We start from the raw sequence: 12,027 nt of genomic DNA on the forward strand, positions 1-12,027 counted from the left end.
ACCGATCAAGAGAGGAAGCAGTGTGAAAACAAAAAGGACGCCTTCTCTAAGAAGAAGGCGTCCTGGATATCCAAGGCTTCTTCTTATCTTTCAAGTTGATCAACAACTTGCTGGAGTTAGCACCCTTCTGGTCGATACCAGGGGTTGCTGAGGCTTCACAGGGCCAGTCCCTCTGCCTCTCTTGATAAGAATATAATTGTAAGTTCATGTAAATGTTGATGACTACTCTACACTACTCAGAAAGTTTTGACAATATGCATGCGGAAGATTTTCCAATTTTTAATCGGAACGTCCTGATTTTATCCGTATTCCTTTTGGTGGGCCCGTTTTTTCTCAAGGTATTCTTCATCTTCGCGGACTTTGATCCATTTCTCTTCGAAAATCCGGGCTGATTCTGCTTTTTCCTCATCTATATCCCGGTCATTGATATCTCCATCGTCATCGTATTTTTTTCCGCCTTTATAATTGGCGTACCGTCGCGAGCGTGTATACCCCATCTGGAGGAATTTACGGGCCATATCCATGCCGACAAAATCATCGTTTTTCTTATACTCTTCGAACATGGCGTAGATTTTTTCTGACGACTCTTTTGCGATCTCAGGTGTTTTGAAGCGCCAGTGCTGCAGAATTTCACTTTTGTAGGGCTCGACGAGAAGCACCCCCTGTTCTCCGCGCCCGACGCGGTATTTTCCGGGTTCTTCTCTGAAATCAATGGAATCAAAATCCAGATCGTAATCAAAAGGCATGGTCCTTCGTCCTTTCTGTATTTTCTATGCCGAACATATTTAATTTCAGGTCCCTGGACATTTTTTTGATCAAAGCGCCGCCGGCTGTACTGTTTCCCTTTTCATCAATGGCAGGGCCGACGACACCGATGCCCATTCTTCCAGGAACCGTACCGATGATGCTCCCGGATACTCCGCTTTTACACGGGAATCCAGCTTCGACTGCGTAGTGACCGGAGGAGTTGTACATCCCGGAGGTCATCATGATGGCTTTTACGGTTCTTAGGTGGTGGGCAGGAATCAAGCTTTCTTCCGTATCTGGATCGAGACCGCCTTTAGCAAGGAACAAGCCGACCCGGGCAAAGTCATGACAGCACATCATGACTGAATTCATACGATAGTATAAATCCAGCGCTTCTTCCACATCGGTCACAAGGGTTCCTGTGCTGTGCATAAAGTAGGCGAGGGAACGGTTGCGCGAGCCGTTCGCCTTTTCTGCTTCGTACATCTCACCGCTCATTTCTAGATGATCGTTGCTGGTGATTTTCTTTAAGAAATTCATGTAGCGGTCGAACCGGTTTTCCACGCTCTGTCCTTTAATAAGGGAAGCTGTAGCGATGGCGCCCGCGTTAATCATCGGATTGAAAGGCTTGCTTGTGTCATAGGATTCCAGCTGGCTGATGGAATTGAAGAAATCTCCCATCGGCTCCATTCCTACAGTTTGAAAAACACGGTCCTTTCCGAAGTCCTGGAGAGCAAGCATCAAGCTGATGACTTTTGAGGTACTCTGCATCGGAATGTATTTATCATGATCCCCGGCGCTGTAACTCGAGCCGTCTGTCGTGATGATGCTGACGCCGAGGTAGTCTTTATTTGCCTCCCCGTAATCAGGAAGGTTCATATTCACCTTTCCTTGAGAAGCATAGGGACGGCTGTCTTCAATGGCTTCTTCCAAATAGGAGTTCGATAGTTCTGTCATAGCGTTTCTCCTTTTTTGTAGTTCAGTACCCTTTTACAGAAAGTGGGTAAACAAAAAAGAGCAGCCATCCCCGCAGGGAAGTGGCTGCATGTGCTTACTGCTGCTTTAAGTAGCGCCGGTCTTTCAGGAACAACCTCCAGAATAAATAGAAGGCTGGAATCAAAATTCCGAACCCGACGGCGTAAACGATCAGCATCGGATAGAAGGTGGACGCGTTGGTGAACCCATCGCTGACTGTTAAATCCGGGTAAATCAAGTACGGCAGGTGGGCGGATCCGTAGGCATAAATAGCGAATCCGTACTGCAGCACGATCATGATGACGGCAGGTCGGGCCCGTCCCTTTCTTCCGTCCGGTTTTTTCAAAAACAAAAGAACATAGCCGATCAGGAAAAACAATAAGGAAAGACCGAAGATGAGCCAGTTCTGCTCAATATTATCAACGATCCAACCAGCTTCTTCAGGAAACGTTCCAATGGTCAGCATAGCGACGGCGATGCTGACAGGTCCGAGCCAAAGAGCATGTTTCCGGAAGGTATCATACGCGTCCCAATCTTCGGCTTCCTTGGCATAATCCATTAAGAAGACGGAAGAAATGAACAGTTCTGTCGAAAGGCCGAACAATACGTGCATGTACAGCGTCGGATGGGTCAGAAGATCTCCGTATTCCAACCGTGGATAATCATCTTCGAAACTGATGAACCCACCGAGGGTGATCGGGAGAATACTAACGAGCAGGGCAGGAATGATCAGCCCTGTGACCCCGGAGGTGACACGAAGGAGTCCGACAAATTTCCCAGCATAGTGCTGGAACACCATAAAGGTGGTGCGGATCGTCAGGAGCAGCAGTCCGAGCGCGACAGGAACAAGCAGGACACTGCTCAGAAGCGTCGTTGCATAAGGGAAAAACGTGACCACAGATACGACGAAGATGACGAGGAATACATTGGTGACCTCCCACGTCGGAGATAAAAAGCGGTTCGCAATCTGGGAGGCGCTTTTCTCTTCACTTTTTCCATAAATCATCCCCCAGAACCCTGCTCCAAAATCAAGAGAGCCAAGCATTGCGTAAATGAACAGCAGGCTCCACAAAATGGTGACGGCCAGTGTTGAAGCTTCCATGAAATGTTCTTCCTTTCTCTGCCTTTATTGAGAGCTCAAGTCCCGGCTGACAGGGTTTCTCTTGAAATAGAACCGGAGGACGAATCCTGTGACGAACAACAGAGTGATGTACAAACCCATGAACAAGTAAAAGAGAAAACCGACACTTTTGGATTTTGTTGCAGCTTCCCCTGTTCTCAGGACATCTGTAATCGTCCACGGCTGACGCCCGATACAGCTGAAGCACCAGCCGGCTTCAATCGCCAGCAGAGCCAGCGGGCCGCTGACGACAAGGATGGCGAGAATCCATCCGGGAAACTCTTTTTTAAGAACAAGTTTCCAGAACAAGGCGGCAAAAGCGACGGCAATCAGGACGGTACCGATGCCGACCATGACATTGAACAGAATATGGACATACAAGGGCGGCCACAGCTCCTGCGGGTATTCATTCAGACCGATCACTTCGGTATCAAACCGGTCACCAGCAAGGAAGCTCAGTCCGTATGGAATTTCAATGGCGTACTTCACCCGCTGGTCCTCGAGGGATGTGTAGCCTCCGACAGAAAGCGGGGCATAACGCTGAGTTTCGAACAGCCCTTCGGCAGCTGCCAGTTTTCTTGGGTTGTATTCATGCAGCATTTGAGCGGTTTCGTGGCCGTTGATCGCTGTTCCCAAAGACATCAACGCGCCGAAATAAAGGGCGATCATCAACGCTTTTTTATGGTAGGCCCGCTCCTGATCAGTGATTTTTGATTTCATCAAGCGGAGGGCGGCTACGGAAGCCACAAGAAAAGCCACCGTCATGTAGGCGGAAAGGGTAACGTGAATGGCGGTGACGCCGAAGCTCGGGTTGAAAAAGGCCGCCCACGTATCGATGTCTGTAATCTCCCCGTCCGGCAGCATCCGGAATCCCGCCGGGGTGTTCATCCAGGCATGCACATCCGTAATCAGTATGGCCGACGCAGTCGCTCCAAGAGCAACAGAGATGATGCTCACAAGACGGAGCGTCGGCGGCAGGCGGTCCGCCGCATATAAATAAATCGACATGAAAACCGCTTCAATCAGGAAAGCGAAAATCTCCATCTGGAACGGCAGGGCGATGACTTGGCCGACGATTTCCATGAAATCAGGAAACAGCAGGGAAATCATTACGCCGACAATTGTTCCGGATGCGATCGATACAGCAAGCAGGATGGCGAAAGCCTTCGTCCATCTTCGCGCCAGCAGGGCATAATCGCTGTCTTTTTTAATGAAATACATAACTTCCGCAATAATGATCATCACGGGAAGCCCTACACCGATAGTGGCGTAGATGATATGGAAGCCCAGGGAAGTTCCGAAAAGGGCACGGGCCATGACGACGATATCCATTTGATTTCCCACCTCACAACAAGTTTCAATATCCTTTGGTTATTCTTCCTATGAGGTGGAGGATTATTCGTTAGCAGGAACCTTTTTCTACAAGAACCATATACTCGTCGATGGAAAAGTGTTCAACACCTGAATCTGATGATGTAATCGAAAAGTAGGCTTTCGTATGGCTGTCGGCCGATAATAAATCCTGTTCTATGGCGTGCTGTTCTGTTGGAGAAGGCTGGGTGCGGGCCACCCACGACGAAAAGGGGAGGGTCTTCTGTCGTCTCAAGTGTTTCTTCACAATCAGCGATTGGTCGTTGAATAAGGCCTCCCATTCCGATACCTTCAAGGCGCGGACGTGGCTGGGGTCCCTCCTTTTTTCAAGAGCGTTGTAAAAATGATCAAGCCGATCATCTTCAGGGGCTGTGTTATCGATCATGAGGAAGCGGCCGCCAGGTTTCAGGACGCGGGAGACTTCCGATACAAAGGTATCGGGTTCAGGAAAGTGGTGGGGAGCAATCCGGCAGGTGACCGCATCGAAGTAATCGTCAAGAAAAGGAAGCTCTTCAGCATCCGCTATAATGAACGCGATATTGGCCATGCCGGAAAGATGGGCGGCTGTGTTCTGAAGCATTTCCTTTGTCAGATCCGCCGCGTAAACACGGTTCACGAACGGCTGCACGGCCTTGGCCACATGACCGCCGCCTGTAGCTGTATCCAGCACCCTCCAGTGTTTTTCCGGCTTCAGCCATTCGACCAACAGTCTCAAATCATCAGGGTTGTTATGGGTGGTGCTTTGGACATAGGCCTCTTTGTTTTTTGAGAAAGTTTCCTGTACACGCCGTTTCTGTTCGTTTTTCATCACAGACACCCTTCCTTCAATGGAGTTGTTTATAGTGTAATCCGAAGCTTTGGTTTTGGATAATACCAATCTTTGATCTGCCGTGATCACCAGAACAAATCAAAGATCCAATCGTAAAAAGTGACAGAAAATCAGTGGGGGTGTAAAGTGAAATCCACACGTATAATCCGTAGGGGAATGGGCGAAGATGGGGGTAAGAAACTTTTTGACATCCCTGACGTTCCATTGTACGATTAGAGAAGATACGTATAGTTTCATTGACGGGAAGAGTAAATCGATCACCTGACCTGTAGAGAGTCGCTGGCTGGTGGAAAGCGACGGCGGAATCGGTTGAAGATCATCCCTGAGAAGTTCTGCTGAAATGATTGAGAGTAGGTGGAACCGGCTGACGTCCGTTATCCGTTTTTTACCGAGCGCCGTGCGGCTGAACCTGCACGGAATATGGGTGGTACCGCGGAATGAACATCCGTCCCTGTTTTCATACAGGGGCGGATTTTTTGTTTTTTTCAGGGAAACTGTATCCAGTTGTGTCCCATGTGATTATCTATACAAAATAAAAGGGTAAGAGGTGGAAGAAATGCGCAGTGTCAATACGAAGGAAGTGGCTTTAGACCGCGAGAATCGTGTCAAAGATTACTGGAAACAAGAAGATGTCTTCCGACGCTCCATGAATGAGCGCGAAGGCGCAGAAACTTTCGTTTTTTATGAAGGACCTCCGACAGCGAACGGACTTCCGCACGCGGGTCACGTCCTCGGCCGGGTCATCAAGGACTTTGTGGGCCGTTACAAAACGATGCAGGGCTATCAGGTGCTGCGTAAGGGCGGCTGGGATACTCATGGTCTTCCGGTTGAACTGGAAGTTGAAAAGCAGCTCGGCATTTCCGGAAAGCAGCAGATCGAGGAATATGGTGTAGAGAAGTTCATCGAGAAGTGTAAGGAAAGTGTCTTCAACTATGAAAAAGAGTGGCGTGAATTCACGGAATCCATCGGGTACTGGCTCGATATGGATGATCCGTATGTAACGCTTCAGGACCGTTATATTGAAAGCGTCTGGTACATCCTGAGTGACCTTCATAAGCGCAACCTGCTATCCAAGGGTCACCGGGTTACTCCGTACTGCCCGAGCTGTCAGACAACCTTGAGCTCCCACGAAGTGGCTCAAGGCTATGAAGATGTGAAAGACTTGTCCGCGACAGCGAAGTTCAAGGTCAAAGGGACAGAGAATGAATTCTTCCTTGGCTGGACGACGACGCCTTGGACACTTCCGGCCAACGTTACCCTGGCTGTCCATGCAGATCTCGATTACATCAAAGCAGAAAAAGACGGCGAAGTTTACATCGTTGCTGAAGCTCTTGCTGAGAAAAATCTTGGCGAAGATTATACGGTCGTATCCAAGCATAAAGGAAGCGAGTTCAGCGGTGTATCCTATGAAGCACCATTCCCGTTTGTAAAGCCTGAGCGTGGTCATTTCGTTGTCGAAGCAGATTTCGTCAACGCCGAAAGCGGTACGGGTGTTGTTCACATCGCACCTGCCTACGGGGAAGATGACTACAACCTCGTCAAAGAACACAATCTTTCCTTCTTTAACGTTGTAGACGGACAGGGACGCTACACAGCAGATATCCCTCCATTCGAAGGACGCTTCGTGAAAGACTGTGATGTAGATATCGTGAAGTACCTGGCTAATGAAGGTCTTCTTTTCCATAAAGAAAAATATGAGCACAGCTATCCACACTGCTGGCGCTGTGATTCACCACTGCTTTATTACGCAATCGAAAGCTGGTTCATCAAAACGACAGAGCTTAAGGATCAATTCCTTGCCAACAACCAGCAGGTCGACTGGCATCCGGATCACATCAAAGACGGACGCTTCGGAAACTTCCTCGAGAATATGGTCGACTGGAACATCGGTCGGAACCGTTTCTGGGGAACACCGCTGCCGATCTGGATGTGTAATTCCTGTGACCACCAATACGCTCCGCACAGTAAAGCGGACCTTCAGGAAAAAGCGATCGGAGATATCGGAGACGTTGAGCTGCACAAGCCTTACGTCGACCGTGTTCAGGTTTCCTGTGAAAAATGTGGCGGCACGATGGACCGTGTGCCGGAAGTCATTGACGTCTGGTTCGATTCCGGTTCCATGCCGTTTGCCCAGCAGCATTACCCGTTCGAAAACCAGGAGCAGTTTGAAAAGCAGTTCCCGGCTGATGTGATCTGTGAAGGAATTGACCAGACACGTGGCTGGTTCTACAGCCTGCTTGCGGTTTCTACGCTGTTCACAGGCAAAGCACCGTATAAGCGCGTCCTTTCCACCGGCCACATTCTTGATGAAGAAGGCCGTAAAATGTCGAAGAGTAAGGGAAATGCCCTTAATCCGACAGACATCGTCAATAAGTTCGGTGCCGATCCGTTCCGCTGGGCGCTTCTTGCGGACAGTGCCCCTTGGAACAACAAACGTTTCTCTGAGCGTGTCGTGATTGAAGCCAAGTCCAAAGTCATTGATACCCTTGTGAACACGCACGGTTTCTATACGCTGTACGCGAATATCGACGGCTACACGTTCAATAAGGATGAAACCGGGGAGAAGACGCTGCTTGACCGCTGGGTCCTTTCCCGTTTGAACAGTGTGACAGCTGTCGTGGAAGAAGCCCTTGAGGATTACGACTTCACCAAAGGAGCGAAGGCTCTTGAGAAATATATCGATGAAGTGAGTAACTGGTACATCCGCCGCTCCCGTGACCGTTTCTGGGAAGAAGGCATGACCGAGTCCAAAAAAGCGGCCTACCATACGCTTCATGAAGTGCTGACGCAGCTGAGCCAGTTGATGGCTCCGTTCACACCGTTCTTGGCTGAGGATATCTACCAGAACTTGACGGGTGAAAGTGTGCACCTGGCCCACTTCCCGAAAGTGGACGATGCTGTCGTCAATAAACAGCTGGAAAAAGATATGGACGCTGTCCTGCAGGTGGTCGAGCTTGCCCGTGGTGTGCGTAATACAGAAGCGATCAAGACGAAACAGCCGCTCTCTGAGCTTGTCGTCATTCCGGTCAACCCGGATCTGGGCAAGGCGCTGGAGGAATACAGCAGCATCATCCGTGATGAGATCAACGTCAAAGAAGTTGTTGTTAAGCAGTCTTCCGAGGATCTTGTCCGTTATGAAGTGAAGCTGAACTTCCGCGCAGCCGGCCCGGTACTTGGTAAGAATGTCGGTCTCGTCAAAGGCTATCTGGAAAAGCTGTCGGAAGAAGAAGCCGCAGCCGTTGTCCAAAATGAAAAAGCAGTCGTGCCAACAGCCGATGGTGAGGTTGAAGTACCGATGGATCTGTTGAACGTGGAACGTGTGGCCGACGCCGGCCTGTCCATGGGGTCCAACCAGGACTTCCACGTCGTTCTTGATACATCCATCACAGAAGAGCTCCGCCTTGAGGGCCTTGCCCGTGAAGTGATTCGTGTGATTCAGGATGAGCGGAAGCAGCAGGACCTGCCGATCGATCTTCGTGTCGACATCGCTCTTGCCGGTGATGAAGAAGTACAGGAAGCCATTAAGCAGAACGAACAGCTGATTCGTGAGAATGTCCTCGTTAAGGAGCTCACGGTCGGCGAAAAAGAGGAAATGAAAGAGTATACCGTTGGTGATCATACACTGAAACTGGCTCTTACACAGTAAGGATGGAAAGTCCCGGCTCCGGCCGGGGCTTTTTTGCCGTTCCGGTGTTTTGACTTTTTTTGCAGGATGTCCCAAAATAAGAAGCAGATGAAGAGGTGAAATCATGGCAGAAAAGGTATCAAGCACACGATGGTTTGGGATGGCTGTTCAGGCCCTTGTCGTCCTTGCTGAAAATGAAGGACTCTGCCCGAGTGGAAAGCTTGCCGAAAAGCTGGAATCCAAATCTGTGTTCTTAAGAAAGATCCTCCGTCACTTAGTGAAGGCGGGATTGATTCACGCCAAAGAAGGTAGAGAAGGGGGCTATTCCTTAGTGAAAGACCCCGAAGATATAAAGCTGTCAGAAGTCTATGAAGCAATGAGAGCGGAAACTTTTCCGAAGGGTTTCTTTAATGTCGGAGGCAAAGAATGCTTTGCGCCTTCTACAAGGGAATCCTTGATTGAACTCCGTAATGATATGGAAAGCTGGGTTGTAGCCGGGCTTGAAGAGAAAACCATTGCCGACCTGATTCAAAAGGAATCGTAATGTTGTTTTAGACGGACTGTCGAGAGAATTCTCGGCAGTCCTTTTTTTCTGTAAAATCCGAGATGTTTTTTGTATGGAAAATGGACGACCTTTTATTCAACAAAGGGCACCCTCAAATTCAGCTCATGATTAGTAAGGTCACGTTCCGCTTATCGGTGGATCTTTTTCCCACAGGCGTCACTACGGAAAGCTGGAGTTGATCTCGCCATTCCATTCGTAAAAAGAGTCTTATGAACAGAAACGGATGGAAGCGAAACGTTATGCCGGGCTTTTCTTGGGTTATCATAAACTGTAGTTGACAAAGGAACAGTTAAATCATATACTGTTCTTGTGATAAATACAGTTTAAAGGAGCATCATCATGTCTCAAAATACAATGAGTAAAGAAGAATACCTAAATAAAGTAAAAGAAATCGATACAACGAAAGAAGCACCGAAGCAGCTGGAGGATACGGATTTTCTAACCGTAGCCAAAGAACGCCGCTCTGTCCGCCAGTATGATCCTGAATTCAAAATGGAAGAAAGTGAAATCCGTGAGATTCTGGAAACAGCGGTTCTGGCTCCATCTTCCAGTAACCTTCAATCGTGGAGATTCCTTGTCATCGAAGATCAGGCGGAAAAAGAAAAGCTTCTACCTATCGCCAGCAATCAGCAGCAGATCGTCGATGCATCCGTCGTTGTGGCTGTTCTTGGTGACCGTGAGGCCTATAAAAACGCAGACCAGATTTACAGCCAGATTGCTGAAAAAGGCAACATGCCTGAAGATGTGAAAAACATGTACGTCAACAGCATTTTTGATAACTACGGAAACTTCCCGACAGAGCGTCTTGCGAAAATCGCTCACATTGATGGCGGAATCGTGGCCAACCAGCTGATGCTTGCAGCAAAAGCGAAAGGCTATGACACCGTACCGATGGGCGGTTATGATGAAGCGCAGTTCCTGGAAACTTTCAATGTTCCTGAAAACTATGAAGCTGTTATGCTGATTTCCCTTGGAAAAGGTACAAAAGCTGGTTTTCAAAAGACCCGTCTTCCATTGGACGAAGTGGTGCAGTGGAACCGTTACGAATAAATAAAGCATGCCGTTCCGATATGGGGACGGCTTTTCTTTTCGGGAATTTTCTATCCACGGAAGGGAATGGACGTTGTCTGTCGAATGATGTAGAAGAAGAATTTAAAGGAGGTTTTCCTATGTTTAAAAAGCTGGCCAGTGATGCCCTCGGGTTGAGTGATATTGGGAGAATTATTTCTAAAGAAGATTTTGATAAGACCCAGTCGGATGATTTTGTCCTGACGGAAGATGGAGAAAAGATCCACTTTCTGATCAAATCAAAAAGTGATGAGTACTGCTTTACCAACCGGGCCCTCATTCACCTGGACGGGGAGAAAGCCTCCAGCAGCAAACGGAATATTCTGCGCTACGACTATTACAAAAATCCGATTCGAAACGTAACCATAGAAACCGCAGGAACCATCGACCTTGATCTGGAAATCAAATTTGCCATCGGCAGTCAGTCCATGAGTATTGATATTGCTAAAGATGAAGGCGAGGCCATTGCCGATCTTTATAAATCCCTTACAGCGATTTCTCAGATTCAGGAAGACCATCAGCTCCATGCGGAATATGCGAGAGAAAGTCTGGAGGCTGCCCGTGATCTTCTGCGCGAAAACAGGTTCCATGACAATCAAGTCTCCTCTGAGTTTAAGGAATCCGTAACGTTCACCTATGATTGGCTCGCTCAAAAGCACACCGAGCATACACGCAAGGATTTCAGGGAGATCTTCGAAAAGTACATCCAGAATTAAGTTCTCTGCGCAGTATAATAAGAGGGCCGTCCTCTGATGATCCTGGTTATAAAAAAGCCTGTAAAGACATCGTGTCTTTACAGGCTTTTTGTATATTTAGTTATTCATCCCGTTCACTGATCCAGTTCTTTGAGTTCGTACAACGGAACTTTCTGAACGATATTCGGCTGATCCGTCGGGTGAATCCTCGCCATTTCACTGCGTTCTATCACTTCTTCAATATAAATTTCCCGGTCCTTATGATGGACCTGGATCCTATCAGGGGAATGAAAGATTTCTTTGGCGCGTTCTTTGTTCATCATGGAGAACTCCTGTCGTTTACGTTTACTGTCTGCCTCCACGACGGTTTATATGCATCACCGCCCGATAATGAAATCGAGCTTTCTTTTGATTCCGTTCAAAAACATCTCCAGGGAAACTTCCTCTTCATACACGTACAATAGAAACTCGAAAGCCAGGGAACTGTATATGATTTCGGCAGCCTGATTGGCGTTAAAATCCGCGGGCAGGAGCTCTTTTTCCTTCATCTCATTCAAAAGAACGATCATTTCGTCCACCAGCATGAAGTCGATACCGATCATTTTTCTGCGATTTTCGGCGTCGCCTTCCATCACGGGGAAGAGGCTGTTCATCATTTCTTTGAACACGGATTTATCCATCGACGTGAACTCCTTCATCCGGTTCCATAAGTACATATAAATCATTTCCGCCGGCTCTTGATTCGTCGATGGATGGACCTCTACAGAGGTGGTCTCCAGCTGCTGAATAAAGCTTTCAGAAAAGGAATCAATAAACAAATCCATCAGGGATGGGTAGGTACGGGCAGCTGACACTTCAGAAACTTCCGCTTGTCCGGCGATTTCCTTTACGCTCGTTCCACTGAATCCTTTGGTGGAAAAGAGGCTGTAGGCCGCCTTCAGCATCCGCTGCTGTTCTTCTTCGTTCATGTGCATAGGGATCAGCTCCTTCAAAACAGTAAGTACTCTCCTTTTGAGTGTACGCTCTTTTGCA

Annotated in this window: 11 protein-coding genes, 1 riboswitch and 1 other annotated feature; of the genes, 4 read left to right on the forward strand and 7 right to left on the reverse strand. The window is 48.2% G+C overall.

Annotation, left to right across the window (positions count from 1 at the left end; all coding sequences use genetic code 11):
- Positions 1 to 80 precede the first annotated feature (80 nt).
- Positions 81 to 191: riboswitch (SAM riboswitch) on the reverse strand.
- A 108-nt stretch (positions 192 to 299) separates the two neighbouring features.
- The 5 genes from ACXAD6_RS19725 to ACXAD6_RS19745 form a co-directional block, all read right to left on the reverse strand.
- Positions 300 to 746, reverse strand: coding sequence for a DUF4385 domain-containing protein (locus tag ACXAD6_RS19725; protein WP_474970303.1), 447 nt, complete (start codon positions 744 to 746; stop codon positions 300 to 302).
- Entirely contained in the window at positions 736 to 1,704 is a 969-nt protein-coding gene (glsA, locus tag ACXAD6_RS19730) for a glutaminase A (protein ID WP_474970304.1), read from the reverse strand. The genes ACXAD6_RS19725 and glsA overlap by 11 nt, the downstream gene beginning before the upstream one ends.
- Before the next feature lie 94 nt (positions 1,705 to 1,798).
- The gene (locus ACXAD6_RS19735) at positions 1,799 to 2,824 is read right to left on the reverse strand and encodes a cytochrome d ubiquinol oxidase subunit II (RefSeq protein WP_474970305.1); all 1,026 of its coding nucleotides are present in this window, start codon (positions 2,822 to 2,824) and stop codon (positions 1,799 to 1,801) included.
- A gap of 24 nt (positions 2,825 to 2,848) precedes the next feature.
- On the reverse strand, positions 2,849 to 4,174 hold the full coding sequence (locus tag ACXAD6_RS19740; protein WP_474970306.1) for a cytochrome ubiquinol oxidase subunit I: 1,326 nt from the start codon (positions 4,172 to 4,174) through the stop codon (positions 2,849 to 2,851).
- Between the two features lie 70 nt (positions 4,175 to 4,244).
- Complete coding sequence (locus ACXAD6_RS19745) at positions 4,245 to 5,021, reverse strand: class I SAM-dependent methyltransferase (protein WP_474970472.1); 777 nt, start codon at positions 5,019 to 5,021, stop codon at positions 4,245 to 4,247.
- 248 nt (positions 5,022 to 5,269) lie between these two features.
- Positions 5,270 to 5,498, forward strand: a binding site (T-box leader).
- Between the two features lie 100 nt (positions 5,499 to 5,598).
- On the opposite strand from ACXAD6_RS19745, the gene ileS reads away from it, so the two are divergent.
- The 4 genes from ileS to ACXAD6_RS19765 all read left to right on the forward strand — a co-directional run bounded on the left by ileS (position 5,599) and on the right by ACXAD6_RS19765 (position 11,016).
- On the forward strand, positions 5,599 to 8,688 hold the full coding sequence (ileS, locus tag ACXAD6_RS19750; RefSeq protein ID WP_474970307.1) for an isoleucine--tRNA ligase: 3,090 nt from the start codon (positions 5,599 to 5,601) through the stop codon (positions 8,686 to 8,688).
- A gap of 103 nt (positions 8,689 to 8,791) precedes the next feature.
- Positions 8,792 to 9,211 carry an RrF2 family transcriptional regulator gene (locus ACXAD6_RS19755; RefSeq protein ID WP_474970308.1) on the forward strand — a complete coding sequence of 140 codons (420 nt, stop codon included), beginning with the start codon at positions 8,792 to 8,794 and terminating at the stop codon, positions 9,209 to 9,211.
- 360 nt (positions 9,212 to 9,571) lie between these two features.
- Positions 9,572 to 10,282: a nitroreductase family protein gene (locus tag ACXAD6_RS19760; protein ID WP_474970309.1), complete on the forward strand. Its 711-nt coding sequence runs from the start codon at positions 9,572 to 9,574 to the stop codon at positions 10,280 to 10,282.
- Between the two features lie 119 nt (positions 10,283 to 10,401).
- Positions 10,402 to 11,016, forward strand: coding sequence for a PH domain-containing protein (locus ACXAD6_RS19765; protein WP_474970310.1), 615 nt, complete (start codon positions 10,402 to 10,404; stop codon positions 11,014 to 11,016).
- Positions 11,017 to 11,129: 113 nt separating this feature from the next.
- Here the strand turns inward: ACXAD6_RS19765 and ACXAD6_RS19770 are convergent, their stop codons facing one another.
- Both ACXAD6_RS19770 and ACXAD6_RS19775 read right to left on the reverse strand, forming a co-directional pair.
- Complete coding sequence (locus tag ACXAD6_RS19770; RefSeq protein ID WP_474970311.1) at positions 11,130 to 11,315, reverse strand: H-type small acid-soluble spore protein; 186 nt, start codon at positions 11,313 to 11,315, stop codon at positions 11,130 to 11,132.
- A 57-nt stretch (positions 11,316 to 11,372) separates the two neighbouring features.
- A complete protein-coding gene (locus ACXAD6_RS19775) occupies positions 11,373 to 11,969 on the reverse strand; it encodes a TetR/AcrR family transcriptional regulator (protein ID WP_474970312.1) in 597 nt (198 codons plus the stop codon).
- Between the last annotated feature and the right edge of the window lie 58 nt (positions 11,970 to 12,027).

It is taken from the genome of Halobacillus sp. ABH2_015 (genome assembly GCF_056158945.1).